A 25,882-nucleotide genomic window follows, 5' to 3' on the forward strand; every position below is an offset into this window, starting at 1 on the left:
GATATGAAAGCAAGAAAAAAACCCTATTACCGAAGTAATAGGGCTGAAAGGAACAAATAAATTAGATACAAGTAAGTGGGGTTTAACGCGAGCTGTTACGTAACAGAAGATAAATTTCTTCGTTGCCACGTTTAATGTTTAATGCAAGAACCGGTGGTTTAGCATCGATGGTTTTACGTAAGTCACCTAAGGAGCCAATTGGCATATTGTTGATACCAATAATAAGGTCGCCTTTTTGTAAGCCCGATGCTGCTGCCGCTGAGCCTTTCTCCACAGAATCTACAGCAACCGCTTTAACTTGTTTGTTAACATAGTTACTGAGCGTTGCCCCTTGAAGTGCGGGAGAGAAGTTATCCGCTCGCGTTGCATCTGCTGATTGTTTCTCTAGTGTAACTTTGACATCCATTGGTTTTCCTTGGCGGATCAAACCAATCAGGATCTCTTTACCTGGTGGTGTTGTACCAACTTTTGCTCTTAATTCAGCAAAGCTATTAATGCGTTTACCATCAATAGAAATAAGGACATCACCTGGTTTGATACCGGCTTTAGCTGCGGAAGAGTCCGCCAATACTTCACTGACAAAAGCACCGCGTTGGGCATCAATTTTAAAGGATTTCGCTAAATCAGCATTCATTTCAGTACCGCGAATACCTAAAATACCGCGTTTCACTTCACCATGTGTAATCAGTTGTTGGCTGAGATCACGCGCCATATTACTTGGGATCGCGAAACCAATACCAATATTGCCACCACCTGGTGCTAAAATTGCGGTATTAATACCGATAAGTTCACCATTGAGATTAACTAAAGCACCACCAGAGTTACCACGGTTAATTGATGCATCAGTTTGAATAAAGTTTTCTAACCCTTCCAGATTTAAACCACTACGACCTAAGGCTGAAATAATACCGGAAGTCGCGGTTTGGCCTAAACCAAATGGATTACCCACAGCAACCGCAAAGTCACCAACACGTAATTTATCCGAGTCAGTCATTTTAATGGCGGTTAAGTTATTGGGTTTCTCAATTTGTAGTAGGGCGATATCTGTTTGTGGATCGCTACCAATTAATTTGGCGTCAAATTCACGGCCATCATTAATTTGGAGTTGAATTTTATCGGCTCCATCAACAACGTGATTATTGGTTAATACATAACCTTTTTCAGCATCAATAATCACCCCTGAACCTAAGCCTTCAAAAGGGCGGATGCTTTGTTGTTGTGAAGGAAAATTTGGACCAAAGAAAAATTTAAACTCTTCTGGAACCTGCTGGCTTTGCACTCGAGTTCCAGAAACATGCACACTGACCACAGCGGGCAAGACTTTTTCTAGCATCGGAGCCAAGCTAGGTAGTTGTTCTCCAGATGGCATTACCGAAGGCAGGGCAGCCATACTGGTTGCCGGGAGAGTAGAGAGTGATAAACCAACACTCATCGCTAATGCGCTAAGTAGTAATTTTCTTTTTTTAGTCAACATGAATATTAGTCTCTTGATATTGTTATCAAAAATATTTATTGCTCAATATGAGCTCGATGTTACTAAGACATATAGAAATAAAGGAAAGTTCATTGGTAAGCTATCAGTAGGGCTTTCTTTTACATGGATTTACAAGACAATAGCTATCTTTAAACCGTCCTATTAAATCATTAACTTTTTACAAAATAATATAAAATAAACGCCACAATAGTTGTGGCGTTTGTGTGTTAATCATCTTTTTTATCGGTAGGTCTAAATAATCCAGATGCCCCTTCGGAATAATCCCGTGGCGGCATTTTGATCGGGGATTGATCATTGGCTGCCTCTGATTCACTTAACCGATAATTAAATGGGTTATCTTGAACAGGCATGTCTGGCATTAACTCATTGGAGCTTTTTGCCATGTGTTGATAAAGTTGGCGGTAGTCTTTCGCCATATTGTCCAGTAGTTCAGCACTTCGAGCAAAGTGGCTGACAAGCTCGTTGCGATATGTATCAAGTTCTTCTTTTTTAGTATCTAATTCTGCTTTTATAGCATCTTGTTGGCGCATGGTTTTATTACCATAACGCATTGCCAGTGCGCCGATAATAAGACCAACAACTAATCCAATCAGTGCATAAACCCAAACCATGGCAACTCCTTTTCATCTAATAGTGAGGACGATGGATTCTTATAACATCATAACCGCTAAAAGGCATGGGTGGAATAATATCCTTAAGCTTAATATGAAAATTCCTGTGTTACATCGATGTTAAAACAATTCTTACTGCTTATAATAGAGGCATTCGCAAGGTATTTACTTATGTCAAAATTTTAAGGATAAGAGAGCATCCATGACCGTTAGCACGCCATTATCACTTTATGAAACCGCGTTACAGCAGGGGGATTATCAACCTGATGAGGTTCAGCGACAAACCGTTCTCCATCTGCAACAGTTATACCATGCATTATTAAACCGGACATCACCAGAAAAAAGTTCTATTACTCAGCGGTTGTTAGGAAAGTTTCGTGCGAAAAAAAGCGCAATTGTCCCTGAGCGTGGTGTTTATATGTGGGGAGGGGTTGGGCGAGGTAAAACCTGGTTGATGGATATGTTCTATCAAAGCTTACCCACAGAACGAAAACTGCGTCTGCACTTTCACCGCTTTATGTTACGGGTGCAAGATGAATTAAAAGGCTTACAAGGGCAAGAAAATCCACTGGATATCATTGCTGACGGCTTTAAAGCGCAAACCGATGTACTCTGTTTTGATGAGTTCTTTGTTTCAGATATTACTGATGCGATGATTTTAGGAACATTACTTGAAGCGTTATTTGCCAGAGGTATTACTTTAGTGGCGACATCTAATATTCCCCCTGATGATCTCTATCGCAATGGACTACAACGCGCACGTTTTTTACCTGCTATAGAACAAATAAAAAACCATTGTGAAATTTTGAATGTTGATGCGGGGATTGATTATCGCTTAAGAACATTAACTCAAGCCCATCTATTTTTATCTCCATTAACAGAGCATAACCGCCAGCAGATGGATAAAATTTTTACTCAGCTTGCCAGCAGTAGTGAAGTTGTGTTCGCGCCGACATTAACCATTAATCATCGTCCAATGGTAATGAGAAAAGTGGCTAATGGTGTACTGGCGGTTAATTTTGATACGTTATGTGTACAAGCGCGGAGTCAACTTGATTATATTGAATTATCAAAGCACTATCATACAGTATTGCTTTATGAAATGGTGCAGATGGGGAGTAGAAATGAAGATGTTGCCCGTCGTTTCTTAGCATTGGTTGATGAGTTCTATGAGCGTAAGGTGAAACTAATTATTAATGCTGATGTTGAGATGAGCGAGATTTATCAAGGGCAATTTTTACGTTTTGAATACCAACGTTGTTTATCGCGTTTGCAAGAAATGCAAAGTGAAGAGTATCTTTCACAGCCTCATCTCGCTTAATTGTTAAAGAAACTCTGTTTTGATTATGGTAGGATGGCGCTCATTGTAACGCTTGATGCTATTGATTGTTATAAAAATGGCAAAACGGTACTTATTAAGTGATTACAATCGCTTTGGCAAGGGAGAATGCTTCTCTTCAGGTGGTAATAGTTGATGACAGAGATGGCGAGTAGGCTAACAAAAATAGCGCCATAAGGTATTTTTTGCTGAAATATTGAAAAAGAATCCAATTGTTTTTCAATTATGACTCGATTTTTTTTTCTGACTTCTCTATAATCTTGCGACCCCACGTTGCAGCAAGTTTTTTATTTCCCAAAAAACTCGCATTTTAGAGTCAGCAGTGCTACTCGAAGGGGTAGGTTTGCTGGACACAAGAGTCGTGTGAACCTCAATAGCATTTGAACCGAGTGTTCACCAACGTGTAACTAAACATTGGGTAATTTTCAATAATGAAAACTTTTACAGCTAAACCAGAAACCGTAAAACGCGACTGGTATGTTGTTGATGCAGACGGCAAAACTTTAGGTCGTTTAGCAACTGAAATCGCACGCCGTTTACGCGGTAAACATAAAGCGGAATACACTCCGCACGTTGATACTGGTGACTACATCATCGTTTTAAACGCTGAGAAAGTAGCGGTAACTGGTCATAAACGTACTGACAAAGTTTACTACCGTCATACTGGTCACGTAGGTGGTATCAAGCAAGCGACTTTCGAAGAGATGATCGCCCGTAGTCCTGAGCGTGTAATCGAAATCGCGGTAAAAGGCATGCTGCCAAAAGGGCCTCTGGGTCGTGCTATGTACCGTAAACTGAAAGTTTACGCAGGCGCTGAGCACAACCACGCGGCACAACAACCGCAAGTTCTGGACATTTAATCGGGATAATAGGCAATGGCTGATAATCAATACTACGGCACAGGTCGCCGCAAAAGTTCTTCCGCACGTGTCTTCATTAAGCCAGGTAGCGGTAATATCGTAATCAACAAACGTAGCCTTGAAGTTTACTTCGGCCGCGAAACAGCACGTATGGTTGTTCGTCAACCGCTGGAATTAGTTGATATGCTTGGTAAACTGGATTTATATATCACTGTTAAAGGTGGTGGTATCTCTGGTCAAGCAGGTGCGATTCGTCACGGTATCACTCGTGCACTGATGGAGTACGATGAGACTCTACGTTCTGATCTGCGTAAAGCTGGTTTCGTTACCCGTGATGCGCGTTCTGTTGAACGTAAAAAAGTGGGTCTGCGCAAAGCACGTCGTCGTCCACAGTTCTCAAAACGTTAATTTGTTATCTTTTAGATATCAATTTGATGTTGAAAAACCCGTCTTTACAGGCGGGTTTTTTTATTTTTAAAATTGTTTTGAAAATGTGGTGTTGTGGCCGAAAAAAGCATGGATTAAAAGCAGATCAAAAATACGTTTTTTTAGAGTTTAATCCTTAATATCTTTTTTTTATGATATTATAAACTTAGTTTTTGTGTATATTAGCAGATTGAATTGAATTATTCGCATTGTTCACCCTAAGTGACATGAAATCTGATAGAATAGCCTGCTTTAGTGTCTTTCTTTCGACGATTTCTTAATGCTGCATGCTGCCTATGGCCATTTTACTGTGGTTAATGTCCATAAAGAATTTGACAGTCATACCAAAACTATTATGACAAATTGATATTGTGATTGTTTTGGTATTGCTTGATTATGATATGTGCCGCAAAGACAAACGGTTTTTTGAACCTGTAAAATACAATTATCTTAGGATAAGACTATTATGCAGGTGGTACTCAATGTCGTACTCAATGAAGTTAAGTTATTTATAACTTTTTAAGTTAACGGCATGAGTGCGTTTGTCTTGTAGGAATGGGGGAATGGAAGATGCATAAGCATGTTTGTTCCTTTAATTGATTAACTTGGAGGTTTTCATGGCTGTCGCTGCCAACAAACGTTCGGTAATGACTTTGTTTTCCGGTCCGACTGATATTTTCAGCCATCAGGTCAGAATTGTCCTTGCGGAGAAAGGTGTCAGTGTTGAAATTGAACAGGTTGAAGCTGGTAATCTTCCACAAGATCTTATCGATCTTAACCCGTACCAGAGTGTGCCGACTTTGGTCGATCGTGAACTGACTTTATATGATTCACGTATTATTATGGAATATCTTGATGAACGCTTCCCTCATCCTCCTTTGATGCCAGTGTATCCTGTTGCTCGTGGTAGTAGCCGTTTAATGATGCATCGCATTGAACAAGATTGGTACTCTTTAATGAATGTTATTGAAAAGGGTAACGATCAACAAGCTAATGCAGCACGTAAACAACTCGCCGAAGAGCTATTGGCGGTATCTCCGGTATTTAAAGAATACCCTTATTTTATGAGTGAAGAGTTTAGCTTAGTGGATTGCTACCTAGCTCCTCTCTTATGGCGTTTACCTGTATTAGGCGTGGATTTAAGCGGTGCAGGTGCGAAAGATGTACAAATTTATATGCAACGTGTTTTTGAGCGGGATTCTTTCCTTGCGTCATTAACCGAAGCAGAGCGCGAAATGCGTTTACCTTCAAGAGGATAATAGAGCATGGAGATTAAGGATATGTCTCCGCGCCGTCCGCATTTATTGCGTGCGCATTATGATTGGATCCTTGAAAACGAGTTAACCCCCCACTTAGTGGTAGATGTTAATGTCGTGGGTGTTCAAGTCCCTATGGAATATGCGCACGATGGTCAAATCGTACTAAATATTTCTCCTTTTGCGGTAAGTCATCTTGAATTGATGCCGCATCAGGTACTATTTAGTGCAAGCTTTGGTGGTGTACCTCGTAAAGTGCGCGTACCTATGGCGGCTGTAATAGCAATATATGCGCGAGAAAATGGTGCGGGTATGATGTTTGAGCCAGAGCCAGCCTATGAGGAAGGTTATACACCATCATTGGTGGATGATGAGCAGCAAGACGGCAGTTCAGCTTCGGCCACTGAAGGATTGTCTTTAGTGAAAGATGAGACACAGGTTGAAAACCCATCTTCTCCAGATGATGATCCTGAACCTCCTCGCCCAACAGGTCGCCCATCATTGCGTGTAGTGAAATAAATAACGTTTTTATTTTCATTGCATAAAGCCCAGTTAAATACTGGGCTTTTTTATATCTATTTGATTTTTCAATTAACGCTATTTTTGCACTAGCAAACTAATAGCCGTAAATAAATATTGACCAATCTCAGGTGTCATCCATGTACCTTTAGCGATTTCATGATCAGTTTGATAAATGGTACGGATCTTGGCCTGAATATCACTATCACCCTGTGTAAACTGATTGAACATATTTAGCCACATCTTAGCGAGGTTTTGCACCTGCTCTGAATCTGCTTTTTCTCCGCAAGTGAGTGCATTATATAATCCAGAAATAAGCTCAGGCCAGACACTGCCAGCATCAAAATAGTGCTGATGTACTACGGCAAATTGTTCTGGAGTCAGATGAGGTTTAAAAACAGATAATTGATATTCGCTAAAGCCTTTAGCAACAAAATCTATCATCTGTTTAGTAATACCGGTAGCCGTCGCAAACTTATCATCAGAAATATGCATTTTATTTAAACGGACAAAAAAGTCGGGATTTCCCCCAGTATCTTGCTCTAAAGCTATCATCCACTCTCTTGAAACTTGCATGGCTTCATTTGAATCGGCAGATTTACCTTGTTTAATCAAATTATTGACGGTTGAAATACGCTGTTGCCATGCTTGGCTTTTTAGTGTGTGCGCAGTATAGAGGGGTAACTGCGCTAATTCAGAATAAGTAAAATATTTATCGTACATAGACATCATCTCCAATAAAGAAAACCAGTCATGTTGCGTAAATGGAGTGCCTGTTTGTATTTGTTGTTGAACATGCTCTAGCTGATAACGCAATTTGGCAATTTGTTGCATTTGCGTGGTTAATTGGCTAATGCGCTCTTCAATTAAACAAGCTATCTCTGCACTATGACCATTAAGAATATGACCGATGTCTTTCAGTTTGACGCCAATTTGACGTAGCATTTGAATTTGCGTTAATCGCTCTATGCTTTTCATATCATAGAGTCGATAACCTGCATCGGTTCTTGCAGTCGGTTGCAATAAACCTATCTCTTCATAATGATGGAGAGTACGGACTGTTAATCCCGTCTTTTTAGCGATCTCTCCTACTTGAAATAGCATATCTTCACCTCCTGTATGTCATGCAGGTTAAAACCTCACGTAACGTAAGGGTCAATAGGTTAATTTAAATTTTTTTGTACGATAAAACAGCATAAAAAAACGCCCTATAGTGATATAGAGCGTTTTAATGAGTCAATTAAATAAAAGAGATTATTTCAGTAATTCTTCTAAACAACCCGTGTAAAGATTTACCGCAGTCATCAGTTGTTGTTCATCAAAATCAAAGCCTGCTTGGTGATGTCCGGCTGTTCTATCGGCACCAACAATAAAGTAAAGAGATTTACCACCACAGCGTTGTACTCGTTTTGCTAACACCGTTGCATCTTCACTTCCGCCGAATGGACGGGTTGGGATCGCAGTGAGTTCTGGGTGTTTACCCACCACTTTGGCCATCACATCAATCAGTTCTTGGTCATTGGTTAAATCAACCGCTTCCCCCATCACTTCGCTTTCCATTTCTAATTGGAAGCTATGTGCGGCACCTTCTGCCATACGTACAGCATTGGCAGCCATAAAGCTATTGATCTCTTCATTCTCACCACGCACTTCGATTTGCATTTCGGCATTGGCAGGAGTGACGTTACGACCTTCACCAGCTTTTAATACCCCAATATTAATACGAGACATCCCCTTACCATGGCGAGAGATCCCCAGCATTTGTGTTGCAGCATGGCAAGCACCTGCTAATGCGTTACGACCTAGCTCTGGCTCTGCCCCCGCATGAGAAGGCGTACCTTTAAAACGGAAATCATATTTAGTGGTACATAAAAAATGTGTTGGATTAAGAACGATTTCACCACTATTGGCGATAAAGCCTAAGTGTGAGCCTAAGAAGTAATTTGCATCATCAGCAATGCCACTTTCTGCCATTGCTCTTGCACCACGAACGCCTTCTTCAGCGGGTTGGAATAAAATTTTTACTTTACCGCTCACTTTATCTTTATTGTCGACTAACCAGTGAGCAACCCCTAAACCAATAGTAATATGACCATCATGACCACAAGCATGCATTTCGCCTGGATGACAAGAGGCGAAATTTTCTACCTGTGGACGATGTTGAGTCTCTGTTGTTTCTGTTACCCCAACACAGTCAATATCAAAACGTAGTGCAACAGTAGGCCCTGGTTTGCCACTATCGAAAATAGCGACACAACCCGTAAGCTCTTGCATTTCATCAAGCAGTGCTTCGTCAACATGGTGTTTTCTTGCTACCGCCAATCCTTTTTCAACCACTTGACGACGGCGTCCAAAAGCAAAGTCTTGGTTAATAACTTCAGGGCCGACTTTAACTTCTAATCCTAAGCCACGTAGCACTTTGACGATTTTGGCAGTGGTTAAAAATTCAGACCAGCCAATTTCAGGGTATTGGTGAAATTCGCGACGCCATTTAATTAATTGTTCTAGTGAAACTGACATAATCATTTCTCCACTTATAACATGAATAACGCAACAGCGATGACGCCGATAATCATACCCGGTGCAGTACGTTTTGCGATTTCCATAGGGTTGATATTGGCAAGACCAGCACAAACAATGGCTGCCCCTGCTAATGGTGACATTGTACGACCTAATGCGCCTGATAATGCTGCTGCCATACCCATGTCAGGAATTTCATAACCAAATTGTGCAGCGTGTGGTGTGACGGTTTCGTTGAAAGCAAATGCTGCAGCATCACCAGAGCCAGTAATAATCCCCATTAAGAATGGCCCTAATGTACCACCCCAACGGGCAAATTCAGGTGAGTGAGTTAAGAAGTTGATAAAGGCATCAATCAGACCTGATGCTTTTAGACCGGCTGCAAATACGGCTGCTGCGATAATGATCCCCAGTACATCCCCATAAGCATTACCCATCCCTTTAAAGAACTCTTTAGTAATTTGAGCCGGATTGGTTAATGTGATGATCAGTGCATAAATGGCACCAATTAACATTGCTGCTGGCACAGATAGTTTAAAAGTACTAAATGTTTCGAAGAAAGGCAGTATTAATAGAATTAATGGGATAAAAGGCGCAGTTGCATATAAATAATTAGGGCGTACTGCTTCTGGTGTTGCTTGAGAAGATGAGTTGGCGACATCTGTGGCTACAGAAGAAACTTTAAACTCTTTTTTCACTAAAGCGACAACAGCGAGTGAAACTGCTGCTATTGCTCCTGCCATTAAACTATATGGGCTATGGCGAGCAATTAAATCGACGACTTCCATATTGGCCATATTCGCCACAAAAGCGTTATGTGACATACCAGGGCTTAACATGGAACCGATAGTACCACATAACACCGCACCACCTGCGATTGCGGGGTGAATACGTGCCGCGATTAATAACGGAATAAGTGTTGCACCAACGGCCGCTGCACATCCGGCTGCTGATGGGATCGCAATATTAATAAAATAAGTGACGATCACTGTTGCTGGAATAAGAAAGAAACCAAGACGAGTCAGGACTTTTGATAAAACATGGACTAAGTGCATATCGCACTTGGTGTATTTCATCACGTAGGCAAAACCCATACTTGAACAGATAGCTTGAATTAATGATGATGAAACCATGCGATCACTAAATGCAGTGAAAGCATCAAGCGGTGTCAGACTTAAAATACATAACAATAAGCCGGCACCGATCAATACCATACGGGTTTCATATTTTTTTATTAGCAAATAGACCGTTACGATAATAACGGCTACGGCTATAAGTTGCATCACCATGGTGATCCCCTAGTTAATTATGACAATGTGCTTAATGAATAAAATAACCCAATATCAATAAGTTATATTTTTCGGTAAAGTTATCAGGTAATTCCATTATGAAGTTGCTAGGCTGACAATATTTGATTGTTATCAAGTTTGCGCACTGAAATAAAATCTATTTTTTTAGACTGTGATGTTATTAACAATTGCAGTCAAATAATGATGGACAAAAATTAGCGTAAAAGTTAAATAAAAACAGATAAAGTAAAAATTAGGAAAATAAATTAAATTAACTATAGAGCATAGATGTTATTTTTATACAAAATAAAACAGCTATTTTTTGTAGAAAGGTGTTGGAGGAAATTATTATTAAACAATAATGAGAATAATTATTAAAATAGTTGTTTTTAGGAGGGGATAATTAATATTTATAATAGTTAAAAATAAATTACCCCATTTTAATAAAACAGGGTAATTTATAAATAAAATTGTATTGTTACTATTTTAGTATTAAAGATAAGTAATATTGAATATTGCTAACTTTAACAAGATAAATAACGCAAGATCCCTTCCGCTGCTTCTCTTCCTTGTGCTATCGCGGTGACCACCAGATCGGAGCCTCTTACAATATCACCTCCAGCAAACACCTTAGGATTGGTCGTTTGCAAAGGTAATAGTGGATCATCATTAATAATAATTCTACCCGATGATGCGTATTGAATATTATTTTCATCTAACCACGGATAGTGTGCAGGTTTAAAACCAAATGCAAGAATAACCGCATCTGCGGATAATATATGTTCGCTGCCTTCTATATATTTTAATTCCCCGTTGGTTTGTGTTTTTATTACACGAACACCGATGACGTTATTATTAGCATCTACTTCAATATCAAGGGGTTGGCGATTAAATAAAAATTCGCCACCTTCTTCTTTGGCATTTTTTACTTCACGTTTAGAGCCGGGCATATTATTTTCATCGCGACGATAAACACAAGTTACTTTAGTGGCACCTTGGCGGATCGCGGTTCGTACACAATCCATCGCCGTATCCCCACCCCCTAGCACCACCACGTGCTTTTTATTGAGGTCGATATAAGGTGATTGGGGATCTTCTGCATAACCCATTAAATGGCGAGTATTACCAATTAAATAAGGTAAGGCATTATAAACCCCCATTGCGTTCTCATGGGCAAAATGACCACTCAAACTTTGATAAGTACCCAAGCCAAGGAAAACAGCATCATATTGCTCCGTCAGTGTTTTTAGTGAGATATCTTTGCCTATTTCTGTATTAAGACAAAAGGTTATTCCCATTTCGCTAAATAACTCGCGTCGTCTTACCATCAGCGATTTTTCAAGTTTAAAAGAGGGAATACCGAAAGTGAGTAATCCACCGATTTCAGGGTGTTTATCATAGACTACGGGTTTTACTCCTTGGCGGATCAGCACATCAGCACAAGCCAATCCCGCAGGGCCTGCACCAATAATGGCGACTTTTTTATCTGTCATGGTGACTTGAGACAGGGAAGGGCGCCAGCCCAGCGCAAAGGCGGTATCATTGATATAGCGTTCTATATTACCAATAGTGACCGCACCAAATTCATCATTTAACGTACAAGCGCCTTCGCATAATCGGTCTTGTGGACAAACACGACCACAGATTTCCGGTAAGCTATTGGTTTGATGAGAAAGCTCTGCTGCTTCTATTATTCGTCCTTCATTGGCTAATTTTAGCCAATTAGGGATATAGTTATGCACCGGGCATTTCCATTCACAATAAGGATTACCACAGTCTAAACAGCGATCGGCTTGTGCAGAGGCTTGCTCAGCAGAAAATGCCTCATAAATCTCGACAAACTCAATTTTACGCACAGCTAACGGTTTTTTAGTCGGTTCAACGCGATTTAAGTCGATAAATTGATACACATTCTGACCCATCATTTTTCTCCTATTGTGCCTGAACGCGTAATTCAGCGACTGAACGGCGAGGATGACCTAATAAGGCATGAACATCACTCGATTTAGGTTTGACTAATTTAAAGTGTTGTGACCAATATTCCCATTGAGAAAGTAGTCTTTCTCCTTGTTGGGAGCCAGTTAGCCGTACATGCTCTGCGATCATACCGCGAAGATGCTCTGCCAAAATCGCATAATTAGCCACGGGAAGAAGCTCAATAGAGGCGTTATTGATCCGTTGTGATAGTGTGGTATCTTCATCTAACAGATAGGCAAAGCCCCCCGTCATCCCTGCACCAAAGTTAATCCCTGTTTTACCAAGAATACAGACAATACCGCCGGTCATATATTCGCAGCCATTATCCCCAACCCCTTCAATAACCGCAATGGCGCCAGAGTTTCTGACTGCAAAACGTTCACCCGCTAATCCAGATGCATAGAGTTTTCCACCTGTTGCGCCATATAAACAGGTATTTCCCATAATCGTGGTCTGATGGGCTTTAAAGGCAGAACCGACTGGCGGTGAAATAACAATGCGTCCACCCGCCATGCCTTTCCCGACATAATCATTGGCATCACCCACTAAGGTTAATTCCACCCCTTGCGCATTCCAAACGCCAAAACTTTGACCAGCAGTACCCGTAAAGTGAAGTTTTATTGGTGTAGCAGATAAACCACTTTCACCATAGGTTTTGGCAATGATCCCGGATAACGTGGCTCCCACTGAACGGTCTGTGTTACGAATGGAAAAATAGTGGGTTTGGCTTATCTTTTGTTCGACGCCCGTGATGGTTTGCGCAACAATACGTTGATTTAATTCTCCTTTATCATAAGTATCATTGTGCTCCTGACAATAGAGCGCTTTACCTGTAGGAGAGGTCGCGGTTTCTAATAATCCTGTGAGTGATAATTTTTGCTGCTTACTGGTTATCCCCTCTAAGCAAGAAAGCAAGTCCGTTCTGCCGATTAAATCGGTTATTTTCCTTACGCCAAGTTGTGCCATAAGCTCACGGGTTTCTTGGGCAATAAAACGGAAATAGTTGATAACGCGCTCAGGTAAACCATGAAAATGTTGGCGGCGTAGGGTTTCATCTTGGGTTGCAACCCCCATAGCGCAATTATTTAAATGGCAAATTCGCAGATATTTACAGCCTAACGCCACCATTGGCCCGGTACCGAAACCAAAACTTTCAGCCCCTAAAATGGCCGCTTTTATAATATCAACCCCCGTTTTTAATCCACCATCAACTTGTAAGCGCACTTTATGACGCAGATTGTTGGCAACTAATGCTTGTTGCGTTTCTACTAGCCCTAGTTCCCAAGGGCTACCTGCATATTTAACTGACGTTAATGGGCTGGCACCAGTACCGCCGTCATAACCTGCAATAGTAATTAAGTCTGCATAAGCTTTAGCGACTCCGGTGGCGATTGTACCAACACCCGGCTCAGAGACCAGTTTGACAGAAATAAGCGCACGGGGATTAATCTGTTTTAAATCGAAAATCAGTTGTGCTAAATCTTCAATAGAGTAGATATCATGATGGGGAGGCGGGGAAATCAGTGTGACGCCCGGTACGGCATAACGCAGTTGCGCAATATAAGGCGTGACTTTATCACCGGGTAACTGGCCACCTTCACCGGGTTTTGCCCCTTGTGCCACTTTGATTTGTAATACATCCGCACTCATTAGATAAGACGGCGTGACACCGAAACGACCTGAAGCTATCTGTTTGATACGCGAAACTTTGTTGGTGTTGTAGCGTGCCGGATCTTCACCACCTTCTCCAGAGTTTGAAAATCCGCCTAAGGTATTCATTGCTTGCGCAAGGGCTTCATGGGCTTCTTTACTTAATGCACCAATTGACATCGCCGCAGTATCAAAGCGTTTAAACAGTTCACTTTCTGCTTCGACATCTTCAATTGCAATAGGGGTTGTGTCATTGAGAGCTAATAGATCACGTAAGGTGGTAATAGGGCGTTGTTGCACTAATTGGGAATAATGTTGGTAATCAGCATAGTCACCACTATTTACCGCTTTTTGCAACGCTTGAACCACATCAGGATTATAGGCGTGATATTCTCCTTGATGGGTATATTTTAATAACCCACCAGCGTCTAGAGGATAGCGAGTTAGCCAAGCACGTTTGGATAGATTAAATAAGTCTTGTTCAAAATCGCTAAAATCTGCACCGTTAATACGATTATCAACCCCATCGAAGCAACGTTTAACGACATTATCATGCAACCCTACGGCTTCAAATAGCTGTGAGCAACGGTAAGAGGCAACGGTGGAGATCCCCATTTTGGACATTATCTTATACAGACCTTTGTTGATCCCATTACGATAATTGAGCATGACTTGCGCATAAGTACCCGACAATATTTTTTTATCGACTCGTTGCGCTAAGGATTCATAAGCCAGGTAAGGGTAAATAGCGGTTGCGCCAAAACCTAATAGTACAGCGAAGTGGTGGGGATCACGGGCGCTTGCAGTTTCAACAATAATATTGGCATCACAGCGTAAATTATTATCTACCAAGGCTTTTTGTACCGCACCTACCGCCATAGGCGCAGGAATAGGTAATCGCGCTTGAGTGATATTTCTGTCGGATAAAACCAGTAATACTGCGCCACGATTAACCGCTTGTTGCGCCGTTTCACATAAGATGTGTAGTGCGGTTTCTAAATTATTTTCAGTCGGTTGATAGGTGATATCTAGCGTGATGGATGAATAATAAGGGCTTTCTTGATTGAGTAGTTGTTGAAAATCACTATAAAGCAAAATGGGTGATTTAAAACTGAGGCGATGGGCTTGTCCTTCCGCTTCACTAAAGACATTCATTTCGCGACCAATACAGGTTGCTAAAGACATCACATGCGCTTCTCTTAATGGATCAATCGGCGGATTGGTCACTTGCGCAAACTTTTGTCTAAAATAGTCATAAATTAAGCGTGGGCGCTGAGAAAGCACGGCAAAGGGCGTGTCATCTCCCATCGAGCCGGTGGCTTCCTGCCCATTTTCAGCCAGTACATGCAAAATCGTTTCCAGCTCTTCTTGGCTATAAGCGAACTGTTTTTGGTATGTCGCCAGTAAGCTATCATCAAAAGCGCGCTCTCCTGTCGCTTGTGGCTCAGGCAATTGCTCAAAAGGGATCAGGCGTTTAACGTTACGCTCCAACCAAAGTTTATACGGGTGTCGCCTTTTTAAATCTTCGTCAGTTTCAGCAGAATGTAAAATGCGACCTTGATAAGTATCTATTACCATTAGTTCGCCAGGGCCGACACGCCCTTTTTCTAGAACTTCATCAGGTTGATAATCCCAAATGCCAATTTCAGAAGCACAGGTAATAATATTATCGGTCGTGATAACATAGCGAGCTGGACGCAGGCCATTTCTATCGAGTGTACAGGCTGCATAGCGACCGTCAGATAACACGATCCCCGCAGGTCCATCCCAAGGCTCCATATGCATAGAGTTAAAATCAAAAAAAGCACGTAGATCATCATCCATTTGTGGATTATTTTGCCATGCGGGTGGCACTAATAGGCGCATAGCGCGGACAATATCCATCCCCCCATTAAGAAAGAGTTCGAGCATATTATCCAGTGAGCTTGAGTCTGAGCCACTCTCATTTACAAAAGGCGCTGCAGTTTGTAAATCGGGGATCAGCGGCGTATGAAATTTATAGGCTCTTGCTCTTGCCCATTGACGATTTCCGGTAATGGTATTGATTTCACCATTATGGGCAAGATAGCGAAAGGGCTGCGCAAGCGGCCATTTTGGGGTGGTATTGGTGGAAAAACGTTGATGAAAAAGACAGATGGACGATTCCATCCGTAAATCCGCTAAGTCAGTAAAAAAGCGAGGCAAATCAATTGCCATGCACAGCCCTTTATAGACAGTCACTAAATTAGAGAGGCTACAAATATAAAAATCATTATCGGTAATACGTTTTTCAATTCGGCGACGAGCGATAAATAAGCGGCGCTCAATATCATTAATACGCCATCCGGCAGGCGCATTGACAAAAATTTGTTCTATTGACGGTAAAGAAGAGAGGGCGATACTGCCTAAAATATCTGTGTTAGTTGGTACTTTACGCCAGCCAACGATAGAGAGTGTTTCTCGTTGCAATTCTTCTTCAACAATTTGACGGCACTGTGCAGCGATAGCATTATCTTGGCTTAGAAACAGCATGCCTACTGCGTAATTGTTCGCTAAATGCCAGCCATTTTCCTCGGCAATTAACTGAAAAAAACGCGTTGGTTTTTGTAATAATAACCCACAACCATCGCCGGTTTTTCCATCAGAAAGGATCGCGCCACGATGCTGCATACGGGCAAGGCCATGGATCGCATTTCTGACAATTTTATGGCTGGCTTTCCCCTCAATATGGGCTATTAACCCAAAACCACAATTCTCTTTTTCCGCTGTTTTTTGATAGAGCATAGTTTGCTTCCTACTCAGTTTATGGGCACCTCAAGAACGAGCGCAAAAGGAACGATTTTGTCTCAAGGGTGTAGGTAAATTTATGGGTGCTCATCGGGTGATGGTGTCTTTAGCTTTGCTATCTCGGTTTTTTATTTTGCTAAGCTACTAGTCAAATTATCGATAAATAAAAAACAGGTCAATCAGCAAGGATATTTGACTATAGCCAGCGTGATGAGCGTTTTTTTTCTTTAATTATTTGATAAATAAAAATATTATTTGAAAATTATTTCATTGGTTATGGGATAGTGAGTGTGAGCTATCTCACTTTTTTTATGGGGTTCTGCTTTATTGCATTCTTTGATGTTAGATAATGCCAGTGAATTTATCTTAATTATTAATCTATTTTAGTATTTTATTGTTTTTATACTTTTTATCTAAAAAAAGACAAATTGCATTTTTTAATTTCTCTCTTTGGTAAAGAATATAACTATTATTTATGTAATACCTCTATAAATTGTTTTTATAAATGCTCGCGGGGAAAAAGGAGGATCACTGATACAAAATAATGCAAAGGCAAGATACAAGGTGAAAAATCGTGTTTTGGCTACAATTTTCTGAATGTTCACCACTTCGTCAATGTATTTTTAAGGTATCATTCTCTAGATTCAATCTATTGGAGTTTTCAATGAAATTGCTCAAAGGGCTTGCCCAATATTATGTAGATTTAATGATGAGGCTAGGGTTAATCCGCTTCTCATTACTGTTAGCATCCGCATTGGTTGTATTAGCGATGGTCGTACAGATGGCCGTGACATTCCTACTTGCCGGTGATGTCACTAGTATCGATCTGGTACGCTCTATCTTCTTTGGTTTGATTATTACCCCTTGGGCTGTCTATTTTCTTTCCGTGGTGGTAGAGCAACTTGAAGAATCACGACGTCGTTTATCGCGGATGGTCGATAAATTAGGCGTAATGCGACAGCGAGACTTAGAGCTGAATTCACAATTAAAAGAGAATATTGAGCAATTAAATTTAGAGATCCAAGAGCGTGAAAAAGTAGAAAAAGCCCATCTTGAACTATTGGAAAAACTCAAAAGTGAAATGAAGCGTCGTGAATTGACGCAAATTGAACTAGAGCAACAATCTTCCTTGTTACGCTCCTTCTTAGATGCCTCGCCAGATCTGGTCTACTATCGCAACGAAGATAATGAATTTTCTGGTTGTAACCGTGCTACAGAGCTATTGACCGGTAAAAGTGAAAAGCAATTAATTGGCTTAACACCACTGGATGTGTATGACGAAGATATCGCCGTCAAAGTGATGGAAACCGATGAGAAAGTCTTTCGCCATAATGTGTCACTCACTTATGAGCAGTGGTTGGTGTATCCGGATGGGCGTAAAGCGTGTTTTGAGTTACGCAAAGTGCCCTTTTATGACCGAATTGGTAAGCGTCACGGCTTAATGGGCTTTGGACGTGACATTACAGAGCGTAAGCGCTATCAAGACGCGTTAGAAAATGCTAGCCGTGATAAGACCACCTTTATTTCTACAATCAGCCATGAGCTACGTACGCCGCTTAATGGGATTGTGGGGTTAAGTCGTATTTTATTGGATACCGAATTATCACCAGAACAGCTCAACTACTTAAAAACTATCCATGTCAGTGCCATAACGTTAGGTAATATTTTTAACGATGTGATTGAAATGGATAAAATTGAGCGCAGAAAGATCCAGCTTGATAACCAACCTATCGACTTTACTGAATTTATCTCTGATTTAGAAAACCTATCGGGATTATTAGTCCAGCCTAAAGGGTTAAAATTCACCTTAGAAGCGCAAGAAACGTTACCGCATAAAATTACCACCGATGGGACTCGTTTGCGTCAAATCTTATGGAACTTAATTGGTAATGCGGTGAAATTTACCCAAGAAGGGGAAATTAAAGTACGCATTTGGCAAGAAGCGCCTGATAAGTTGTTCTTTGAGGTGAAAGATAGTGGTATTGGTATCCCTCAAGGTGAACTTGAGAAAATCTTTGCCATGTACTATCAGGTCAACGACAGTCAAGGTGGACGTTCTGCAACGGGAACAGGTATTGGTCTTGCTGTCTCAAAACGCTTAGCACAGCATATGGGAGGCGATATTCATGTGGAGAGTGAGTTAGGACATGGTTCTATCTTTACGCTTTCCATTGTCGCTCCTGCGATTAAAGAACAAAGTGATTTTGAAGAGGATGATGAATTATTGCTTCCTGCCCTTAATATCTTACTGGTTGAGGATATTGAGCTAAATGTTATCGTAGCATGTTCAGTATTAGAGAAATTAGGCAATACGGTAGATGTGGCGATGACTGGGCAAGAGGCTTTGCAAATGTTTAAGCCGGGTGAATACGATTTAGTGCTGTTAGACATTCAATTACCTGATATGACCGGATTTGATATTTCAAGAAAATTACGTCAAGAGTTTGATAGCAGTGAATTGCCGCCATTGATTGCCTTAACCGCCAATGTCTTAAAAGACAAAAAAGAGTATTTAGACGCTGGAATGAATGATGTGCTCAGTAAACCGCTTTCTGTAGATGCGTTGACAGCCATTATTAATAAATTCTGGGGAGATGAAGCGGTTTCCGTGACATCGAGTGAGTCACCTCAATTGTTGAGTAAAAATGAAGAGTTACTCGATATCGACATGCTGAATCAATACATCGAACTTGTTGGACCTCAATTAATCACGGATGGTTTAGATGTTTTTGAAAAGATGATGCCAAGTTACCTGTCTGTCCTTGAATCTAATCTGACGGCACGTGATCAAAAGGGCATCACTGAGGAAGGACATAAAATCAAAGGCGCGGCAGGCTCTATAGGTTTAAAACATTTACAGCAACTGGCAAAACAGATCCAATCTCCAGAATTACCTGCATGGTGGGATAATGTTCAGGAATGGGTAGATGAGTTAGAAAGAGATTGGAGAAAGGATGTAGAAAGTTTAAGAAACTGGTTGGCAGACGCTAGAAAAAAATAACCCCAACCGAAGGTTGGGGTGCGCGAATACTGCGCCAACACCAGGGAAACTTTTCTACTCGCTTTTTTGATTATCATTACATAGGCGAATAGGATGAAGCTATTCCATACATCATACAAGCAACAAAATAGCAAATATAAGTTTTTTTGTTACAAGAAACATTTAAATATGTGATGGCAATTGGTGTTTACACCTATAAATGGGTAACTAGTAATCTACTACAAATGGAGAAAGATATGAAATCAATTGCGGTAATTTTAAGTGGTTGTGGTGTCTTTGATGGCAGTGAAATTCACGAATCAGTGCTCACAATGCTTGCTTTAAGCCAAAATAAAGCTGAGGTTCATTATTTTTCACCTAATGATTTTCAACCTACTGTAATTAATCATATTACTGGAGAAGAAAAAGCAGAAAAAAGGAATATGATGGAGGAGGCTTCGCGTATTTCTCGTGGGAAAATATCGCCTTTATCAGATGCTAAGGCTGAAAACTTTGATGCAGTAATTATCCCCGGAGGTTTTGGTGCAGCAAAGAACTTATGTAATTTCGCCACGAAAGGTGTTCAGTGTGAAATTAACCAACAGCTCTTAACTTTTGTTCAAAAGATGCATCAACAGAAAAAACCACTAGGTTTAATGTGTATCGCCCCCGTTATGTTACCAAAGATGTTAAATGCCCCAGTAAAACTAACTATTGGTAATGATGCAAAAACGGCAGAAATGATCACCGAAATGGGAGGGATACATATTAATTGTCCTGTCGACGAAATAGTGGTTGATGATGAGTATCGGGTTGTGACCACCCCTGCATATATGCTGGCAGAATCGATAGCACAAGCTCAGGTGGGGATTGAGAAGCTGGTTAAAAAAGTACTAGAAATGGCATAACAATAGAGTGAATACAGCAGATGGTACTAGTGAGAAAGTTAAAGAAACTATTAATTATTCTAATTGCTTTATGGTTAGGGATAGTTGTCCTGTTTTCTTTTTTACCGGTGCCTTTTTCTGCTGTAATGCTACAAAGACAAATTTCTTCGTGGAGTAAGTTTGATTTTTCTTATGTATCCCATTCTACATGGGTTAATGAAAATGAGATATCCCCACAGATCTATTTAGCGGTAATAGCCTCTGAAGATCAAAATTTTCCAAAACATTGGGGATTTGATTTCGATGCGATTGAAAAAGTTTTCCAAAATAGCCTGCAAAGCTCAAAAACGATACGAGGTGCCTCTACTATTTCACAACAAACGGTCAAAAACTTATTTTTGTGGGATGGGCGTAGTTGGATAAGAAAAGGACTTGAAGCCGGAATGACGCCAGTGGTGGAGCTAATTTGGTCTAAAAAACGTATTTTAACCGTTTATCTGAATATCGTAGAGTTTGGCGACGGTATTTTTGGGGTTGAGCAGGCTTCTCAGCACTATTTTCGCAAGCCTGCTAAACAACTCACCGCCCATGAGGCGGCTTTATTAGCCGCTGTTTTACCTAATCCACATATTCTTCATGTTAATAAGCCTTCCGCGTATTTGCTAAAACGTCAGCAGTGGATCTTAAATCAAATGCGATTAATGGGAGGAACTTCGTTTTTAAGCAAAAATGCGTTGTTATAACCCTTAAAATACTTTTTTTATTGATTCGTCATTTTGTGACGCCATTGTTGCTATTGCATTCGGATCGTTTGCTTGGCGGGATTGAGTGCGAAATTGCGATGGTGTCATACCATATTTACGTTTAAATGCGTCACAAAAATAAGCATTACTACCAAAACCACAGCGATGACTAATTTGAAACACAGAATAGTTAGAAAAGGTGAGGTAATTTAATGCGATCCCCATTCTGACATCCAACAGTAATTGGCAAAACGAAACGCCCTCTTTACTTAAATGGCGACGTAATGTTGATGGCGTAGTATAGAGCGTTTTTGCTACATCCTCTAAATGCCATTTACGTTGCGGATCTTGTGTTATTAGATGAGTAATCGCCTGATTTTTTGGCTCATCATAATTAAAACGAAAAATATTAAGAATATCGACCCCTTCGTGATAAACCGCCAGCAAAATAAAAAAGAGGCTCTGTTGCATAAACAGGGTCTCTTGAGAGGGGGTGCCATGTTCAAGCGGTAGACATTGCTGAAGTAACGTAAAATTAGTTTTAACCACCTCAGGTGTTGATAGATGATAATCAGGAAGATGACGAGTAATCGGCGCCCCTGATTTTATTAATGGTTTAAGTAAAGAGAACACAGATTGTAATTCAGTTTCAGACAGTACTAAGGTATGTAATTCAATCGGTTTGGTCGGGAAAAAATTTGTCACATCACAAGAAACTTGACTATATTTAGGAATAATCAACGTGAGATTAGTGGTGACTGTGATAGTTTGCCCATTAATACAAATCTCACCTTTTGCACCATATACCATCGCGATCATCGGGTTTTCGATGTAAAACGTTTTTAAGGATATTTGGTTAGAAGAAAGTATGTGTTTGTATTCCATTGTCTTAGATATACCACAGGCAAGTTCAAAATGAACATGGGTTAAAATAAACAAAGCTTAAAGTTAACCACTTAATTTGTGAACTTATAAGCAGTAAGCATGGGTTTTATTATCACAATATTCCTATTGCGAAACCGCGTCGTTATACCGAATAGTATAAGAGTGGCTCAGAATATAATCTTGTTGCTGAGCAATAACAATATCGATATCTGTTCATTTTTTACTTTTATTTTTACCATTGTTATTTTTTCTAAACAAATTGCTGTTTATTTAAAACGCATTTTTTGAAACTCGGTGTAAAATCGCGCGGCATTGATGGAGCGCTTTATCCTGTTTGAGGAAAATGCAATTTATCTTTATTCACACCCTACCCAACATTCATTTCATTATTTTCTCGGTGATATTGAATGACATAATCTGATGGGTAGTGCGGTATATATTCGTCTATTTCCTGATTTATTTGATCAATTTTGCCAAGTTGGCAGGAGTGGGTATGCCTGACTTTTCTGAGAAGGGTTGGCTTGCTGACATCGCTTTACGATATGAGTTAAAGCGAGGAAAGACATGTCTTACTGAAAAACGTCATCTCGGCCCCTTAATGGTTCAGCGACCTTTTTATCCAGAGCAAGGTGTTGCACATACCTATTTGTTGCATCCTCCTGGTGGGGTGGTCGGTGGTGATACGTTATCCATTAATATTAATGTGCAACCTTACGCACATGCCCTATTAACAACGCCGGGGGCGACAAAATTTTATCGTAGTGCAGGAGGCACTGCATCGCAAACGCAGACATTGACGGTTGCACAAGAGGGCTTTTTAGAGTGGTTACCCCAAGAGAATATCTTTTTTCCTGATGCTCAAGTGTGTTTAACCACACATATTCATTTAGCCTCATCAGCGAAATTTATCGGCTGGGAAATGCAGTGTTTTGGACGCCCAGTTTTAAATGAGTGGTTTGAAACTGGCAAGGTAAAAGGGCGCTTAAATTTTTATGTTGATGAGAGATTAATTTTAACAGAGTCAATGCGGGTTGAAGGCTTACAAAAACAAGCTGCCGCAATGCGTGAATTTCCTATGTTTGGCTCGCTTTATATTTATCCTGCAACCGATGCATTAAAAGAGATTATTCAACACCATTTAGAGAAGGTAAATCCCCTAGTTGAATATGGTTTAACGGATGTTGATGGCATTTTAGTTTTACGTGTATTAGGGACGCAAACCGAGCCGATGATGGCGTGTTTTGCGCAAGTATGGCAAATCGTCAGACAGCACTGGCTAGGTTATTGCCCTGAGCCACCGCGGATCTGGGCGACATAATCGTTTATTTTAGGAGCAGAAATGGAATTAACACCAAGAGAAAAAGATAAATTACTGCTTTTTACTGCAGGCCTTGTTGCAGAAAGACGTTTAGCTAAGGGATTAAAACTTAATTACCCTGAAGCTGTCGCCTTGATTAGTTGCGCCATTATGGAAGGCGCACGAGAGGGGAAAACAGTTGCTCAATTAATGAGTGAAGGACGTACTGTTTTAACCGCAGAGCAAGTAATGGAAGGGGTGCCAGAGATGATAAAAGATGTTCAAGTAGAGTGCACTTTCCCCGATGGCACCAAATTGGTTTCAATTCACTCACCTATTGTGTAGGTAATAACATGATCCCCGGTGAAATTAGAGTTAATGCAGCATTAGGCGATATTGAACTGAATGCTGGTCGCGAGACAAAAACCATACAGGTGGCTAATCATGGCGATAGACCTGTACAAGTCGGCTCTCATTACCACTTTTATGAAGTTAATGAGGCACTCAGGTTTGCACGAGAAGAGACATTAGGTTTTCGTTTAAATATTCCTGCTGGTATGGCTGTGCGCTTCGAGCCCGGTCAAAGCCGCACTGTTGAGTTAGTGGCTTTTGCAGGAAAACGTGAAATTTATGGTTTTCATGGCAAAGTGATGGGTAAATTGGAGAGTGAGAAAAAATGAAAACTATCTCACGTCAAGCTTATGCGGATATGTTTGGCCCAACAACAGGCGATCGTTTGCGATTAGCAGATACCGAGCTGTTTCTTGAAATTGAAAAAGATTTCACCACTTATGGCGAAGAGGTCAAATTTGGTGGTGGTAAAGTTATTCGTGATGGTATGGGGCAAAGCCAAGTTGTTAGTGCTGAGTGTGTCGATGTTCTGATCACCAATGCCATTATTTTAGATTATTGGGGCATTGTAAAAGCAGATATTGGCATTAAAGATGGCCGTATTGTCGGTATTGGCAAGGCAGGTAATCCAGATGTTCAGCCCAATGTGGATATTGTCATTGGCCCCGGAACAGAAGTTGTTGCGGGAGAAGGTAAAATTGTCACTGCTGGTGGTATTGATACCCATATCCACTTTATTTGTCCGCAACAAGCCCAAGAAGGTCTCGTTTCTGGCGTAACCACCTTTATTGGTGGAGGAACAGGCCCTGTGGCGGGTACTAATGCAACCACAGTTACCCCCGGTATTTGGAATATGTACCGCATGTTAGAGGCGGTGGATGAATTACCTATTAATGTGGGGTTATTTGGTAAAGGTTGTGTCAGTCAGCCCGAAGCAATCCGCGAACAAATAACAGCGGGTGCTATAGGTCTTAAAATACATGAAGACTGGGGGGCAACGCCAATGGCAATTCACAATTGCCTTAATGTCGCCGATGAAATGGATGTACAGGTGGCTATTCACTCTGACACCTTAAATGAAGGTGGTTTTTATGAAGAGACAGTAAAAGCCATTGCCGGTCGAGTGATCCATGTATTCCATACCGAAGGCGCAGGTGGCGGTCATGCCCCTGATGTGATCAAGTCGGTAGGAGAGCCCAATATTTTACCTGCATCAACCAACCCAACGATGCCTTATACCATTAATACCGTGGACGAGCATCTTGATATGTTGATGGTCTGTCATCATCTCGATCCCTCTATTCCTGAAGATGTGGCATTTGCTGAATCTCGTATTCGTCGCGAAACCATTGCTGCAGAAGATATCTTACATGATATGGGGGCAATTTCGGTGATGTCGTCAGACTCACAAGCCATGGGACGAGTCGGAGAAGTTATCTTACGCACTTGGCAGTGTGCACATAAAATGAAATTGCAACGAGGCACATTAGCGGGTGATAGCGCAGATAATGATAATAATCGTATTAAACGTTATATCGCTAAATACACGATTAACCCGGCACTGGCACATGGTATTGCTCATACGGTGGGATCAATAGAAAAAGGTAAACTTGCGGATATCGTGCTATGGGATCCTGCTTTCTTTGGCGTCAAACCGGCACTTATCATAAAAGGTGGTATGGTCGCTTATGCGCCAATGGGGGATATTAATGCGGCTATTCCAACACCGCAACCGGTTCATTATCGTCCAATGTATGCCTGTCTAGGAAAAGCCAAATATCAAACGTCGATGATCTTTATGTCAAAAGCGGGTATTGAGGCGGGAGTGCCAGAAAAATTAGGCTTAAAAAGCTTAATTGGTCGTGTGGAGGGCTGTCGTCATATCACAAAAGCTTCGATGATCCACAATAACTATGTTCCTCATATCGAATTAGATCCACAAACTTACATTGTTAAAGCGGATGGTGTACCACTGGTTTGTGAGCCAGCGACTGAATTACCGATGGCTCAACGCTATTTCTTATTTTAACC

The 25,882-nt window shown here is 40.9% G+C and carries 20 protein-coding genes; 12 read left to right on the forward strand and 8 right to left on the reverse strand.

The features are described 5' to 3' along the window. Positions 1-82: 82 nt before the first annotated feature. Positions 83-1,474, reverse strand: coding sequence for a serine endoprotease DegQ (degQ, locus tag HMPREF3129_RS14380; RefSeq protein ID WP_004248924.1), 1,392 nt, complete (start codon positions 1,472-1,474; stop codon positions 83-85). A gap of 227 nt (positions 1,475-1,701) precedes the next feature. Continuing rightward, on the reverse strand, positions 1,702-2,106 hold the full coding sequence (gene zapG, locus HMPREF3129_RS14385; RefSeq protein ID WP_004245287.1) for a Z-ring associated protein ZapG: 405 nt from the start codon (positions 2,104-2,106) through the stop codon (positions 1,702-1,704). Positions 2,107-2,308: 202 nt separating this feature from the next. On the opposite strand from zapG, the gene zapE reads away from it, so the two are divergent. The 5 genes from zapE (at position 2,309) to sspB (ending at position 6,506) form a co-directional block, all read left to right on the forward strand. Continuing rightward, entirely contained in the window at positions 2,309-3,427 is a 1,119-nt protein-coding gene (gene zapE, locus HMPREF3129_RS14390; protein ID WP_017628227.1) for a cell division protein ZapE, read from the forward strand. Between the two features lie 449 nt (positions 3,428-3,876). Next, complete coding sequence (gene rplM, locus HMPREF3129_RS14395) at positions 3,877-4,305, forward strand: 50S ribosomal protein L13 (RefSeq protein WP_004245285.1); 429 nt, start codon at positions 3,877-3,879, stop codon at positions 4,303-4,305. A 15-nt stretch (positions 4,306-4,320) separates the two neighbouring features. Next, a complete protein-coding gene (gene rpsI / locus HMPREF3129_RS14400; RefSeq protein ID WP_004245284.1) occupies positions 4,321-4,713 on the forward strand; it encodes a 30S ribosomal protein S9 in 393 nt (130 codons plus the stop codon). A gap of 635 nt (positions 4,714-5,348) precedes the next feature. Continuing rightward, complete coding sequence (gene sspA, locus HMPREF3129_RS14405; protein ID WP_004245282.1) at positions 5,349-5,990, forward strand: stringent starvation protein SspA; 642 nt, start codon at positions 5,349-5,351, stop codon at positions 5,988-5,990. 6 nt (positions 5,991-5,996) lie between these two features. Further along, positions 5,997-6,506, forward strand: coding sequence for a ClpXP protease specificity-enhancing factor (sspB, locus tag HMPREF3129_RS14410; RefSeq protein WP_036894177.1), 510 nt, complete (start codon positions 5,997-5,999; stop codon positions 6,504-6,506). Between the two features lie 78 nt (positions 6,507-6,584). Here the strand turns inward: sspB and HMPREF3129_RS14415 are convergent, their stop codons facing one another. From HMPREF3129_RS14415 to gltB, 5 genes are all read right to left on the reverse strand, one after another. Beyond that, positions 6,585-7,610, reverse strand: coding sequence for a MerR family transcriptional regulator (locus tag HMPREF3129_RS14415; protein ID WP_004248926.1), 1,026 nt, complete (start codon positions 7,608-7,610; stop codon positions 6,585-6,587). A gap of 150 nt (positions 7,611-7,760) precedes the next feature. Beyond that, positions 7,761-9,026: an amidohydrolase gene (locus HMPREF3129_RS14420; RefSeq protein ID WP_004248927.1), complete on the reverse strand. Its 1,266-nt coding sequence runs from the start codon at positions 9,024-9,026 to the stop codon at positions 7,761-7,763. Positions 9,027-9,040: 14 nt separating this feature from the next. After that, positions 9,041-10,315 carry a C4-dicarboxylate transporter DcuC gene (gene dcuC, locus HMPREF3129_RS14425; RefSeq protein WP_004245277.1) on the reverse strand — a complete coding sequence of 425 codons (1,275 nt, stop codon included), beginning with the start codon at positions 10,313-10,315 and terminating at the stop codon, positions 9,041-9,043. Positions 10,316-10,839: 524 nt separating this feature from the next. Continuing rightward, positions 10,840-12,237, reverse strand: coding sequence for an FAD-dependent oxidoreductase (locus HMPREF3129_RS14430; protein ID WP_026090455.1), 1,398 nt, complete (start codon positions 12,235-12,237; stop codon positions 10,840-10,842). Positions 12,238-12,247: 10 nt separating this feature from the next. After that, entirely contained in the window at positions 12,248-16,705 is a 4,458-nt protein-coding gene (gltB, locus tag HMPREF3129_RS14435) for a glutamate synthase large subunit (protein ID WP_036919711.1), read from the reverse strand. Between the two features lie 667 nt (positions 16,706-17,372). On the opposite strand from gltB, the gene arcB reads away from it, so the two are divergent. The 3 genes from arcB (at position 17,373) to mtgA (ending at position 21,318) form a co-directional block, all read left to right on the forward strand. Further along, positions 17,373-19,709 (forward strand): aerobic respiration two-component sensor histidine kinase ArcB, encoded by a 2,337-nt coding sequence (gene arcB / locus HMPREF3129_RS14440; RefSeq protein WP_004245272.1) that lies wholly within the window; start codon positions 17,373-17,375, stop codon positions 19,707-19,709. A 236-nt stretch (positions 19,710-19,945) separates the two neighbouring features. Further along, the gene (gene elbB, locus HMPREF3129_RS14445) at positions 19,946-20,596 is read left to right on the forward strand and encodes an isoprenoid biosynthesis glyoxalase ElbB (RefSeq protein ID WP_012368845.1); all 651 of its coding nucleotides are present in this window, start codon (positions 19,946-19,948) and stop codon (positions 20,594-20,596) included. 20 nt (positions 20,597-20,616) lie between these two features. Beyond that, on the forward strand, positions 20,617-21,318 hold the full coding sequence (gene mtgA / locus HMPREF3129_RS14450) for a monofunctional biosynthetic peptidoglycan transglycosylase (RefSeq protein WP_004252674.1): 702 nt from the start codon (positions 20,617-20,619) through the stop codon (positions 21,316-21,318). 3 nt (positions 21,319-21,321) lie between these two features. Here mtgA and HMPREF3129_RS14455 read toward each other — a convergent pair whose 3' ends face one another. Then, positions 21,322-22,203, reverse strand: a complete 882-nt coding sequence (locus tag HMPREF3129_RS14455; protein ID WP_004245268.1) for a helix-turn-helix transcriptional regulator — start codon at positions 22,201-22,203, stop codon at positions 21,322-21,324. A gap of 493 nt (positions 22,204-22,696) precedes the next feature. Between HMPREF3129_RS14455 and HMPREF3129_RS14460 the strand changes: the two genes are divergently transcribed. The 4 genes from HMPREF3129_RS14460 to ureC are packed head-to-tail and all read left to right on the forward strand — an operon-like array spanning position 22,697 to position 25,880. Then, positions 22,697-23,521 carry an urease accessory protein UreD gene (locus tag HMPREF3129_RS14460; RefSeq protein WP_004248933.1) on the forward strand — a complete coding sequence of 275 codons (825 nt, stop codon included), beginning with the start codon at positions 22,697-22,699 and terminating at the stop codon, positions 23,519-23,521. A 21-nt stretch (positions 23,522-23,542) separates the two neighbouring features. Further along, positions 23,543-23,845 carry an urease subunit gamma gene (gene ureA / locus HMPREF3129_RS14465; protein ID WP_004245265.1) on the forward strand — a complete coding sequence of 101 codons (303 nt, stop codon included), beginning with the start codon at positions 23,543-23,545 and terminating at the stop codon, positions 23,843-23,845. An 8-nt stretch (positions 23,846-23,853) separates the two neighbouring features. Next, positions 23,854-24,180, forward strand: a complete 327-nt coding sequence (locus HMPREF3129_RS14470; RefSeq protein WP_004245263.1) for an urease subunit beta — start codon at positions 23,854-23,856, stop codon at positions 24,178-24,180. Further along, positions 24,177-25,880, forward strand: coding sequence for an urease subunit alpha (gene ureC / locus HMPREF3129_RS14475; RefSeq protein WP_004245262.1), 1,704 nt, complete (start codon positions 24,177-24,179; stop codon positions 25,878-25,880). Before HMPREF3129_RS14470 ends, ureC begins: the two co-directional genes overlap by 4 nt. Positions 25,881-25,882 lie beyond the last annotated feature (2 nt).

The organism is Proteus sp. HMSC14B05 (assembly GCF_001808035.1).
In the GTDB taxonomy this organism is placed as follows: Bacteria; Pseudomonadota; Gammaproteobacteria; order Enterobacterales; family Enterobacteriaceae; genus Proteus; species Proteus mirabilis.

Excerpts from the sequence above, each read along its gene's own strand:
- dcuC (WP_004245277.1), bottom strand. The coding sequence starts at position 10,315 with ATGGTGATGCAACTTATAGCCGTAGCCGTTATTATCGTAACGGTCTAT.
- rplM (WP_004245285.1), top strand. The coding sequence starts at position 3,877 with ATGAAAACTTTTACAGCTAAACCAGAAACCGTAAAACGCGACTGGTAT.
- HMPREF3129_RS14420 (WP_004248927.1), bottom strand. The coding sequence starts at position 9,026 with ATGTCAGTTTCACTAGAACAATTAATTAAATGGCGTCGCGAATTTCAC.
- zapE (WP_017628227.1), top strand. The coding sequence starts at position 2,309 with ATGACCGTTAGCACGCCATTATCACTTTATGAAACCGCGTTACAGCAG.
- ureA (WP_004245265.1), top strand. The coding sequence starts at position 23,543 with ATGGAATTAACACCAAGAGAAAAAGATAAATTACTGCTTTTTACTGCA.
- sspA (WP_004245282.1), top strand. The coding sequence starts at position 5,349 with ATGGCTGTCGCTGCCAACAAACGTTCGGTAATGACTTTGTTTTCCGGT.
- elbB (WP_012368845.1), top strand. The coding sequence starts at position 19,946 with ATGAAATCAATTGCGGTAATTTTAAGTGGTTGTGGTGTCTTTGATGGC.
- degQ (WP_004248924.1), bottom strand. The coding sequence starts at position 1,474 with ATGTTGACTAAAAAAAGAAAATTACTACTTAGCGCATTAGCGATGAGT.
- sspB (WP_036894177.1), top strand. The coding sequence starts at position 5,997 with ATGGAGATTAAGGATATGTCTCCGCGCCGTCCGCATTTATTGCGTGCG.
- HMPREF3129_RS14460 (WP_004248933.1), top strand. The coding sequence starts at position 22,697 with ATGCCTGACTTTTCTGAGAAGGGTTGGCTTGCTGACATCGCTTTACGA.
- HMPREF3129_RS14415 (WP_004248926.1), bottom strand. The coding sequence starts at position 7,610 with ATGCTATTTCAAGTAGGAGAGATCGCTAAAAAGACGGGATTAACAGTC.
- HMPREF3129_RS14455 (WP_004245268.1), bottom strand. The coding sequence starts at position 22,203 with ATGGAATACAAACACATACTTTCTTCTAACCAAATATCCTTAAAAACG.
- zapG (WP_004245287.1), bottom strand. The coding sequence starts at position 2,106 with ATGGTTTGGGTTTATGCACTGATTGGATTAGTTGTTGGTCTTATTATC.
- HMPREF3129_RS14470 (WP_004245263.1), top strand. The coding sequence starts at position 23,854 with ATGATCCCCGGTGAAATTAGAGTTAATGCAGCATTAGGCGATATTGAA.
- HMPREF3129_RS14430 (WP_026090455.1), bottom strand. The coding sequence starts at position 12,237 with ATGGGTCAGAATGTGTATCAATTTATCGACTTAAATCGCGTTGAACCG.
- gltB (WP_036919711.1), bottom strand. The coding sequence starts at position 16,705 with ATGCTCTATCAAAAAACAGCGGAAAAAGAGAATTGTGGTTTTGGGTTA.
- mtgA (WP_004252674.1), top strand. The coding sequence starts at position 20,617 with ATGGTACTAGTGAGAAAGTTAAAGAAACTATTAATTATTCTAATTGCT.
- arcB (WP_004245272.1), top strand. The coding sequence starts at position 17,373 with ATGAAATTGCTCAAAGGGCTTGCCCAATATTATGTAGATTTAATGATG.
- ureC (WP_004245262.1), top strand. The coding sequence starts at position 24,177 with ATGAAAACTATCTCACGTCAAGCTTATGCGGATATGTTTGGCCCAACA.
- rpsI (WP_004245284.1), top strand. The coding sequence starts at position 4,321 with ATGGCTGATAATCAATACTACGGCACAGGTCGCCGCAAAAGTTCTTCC.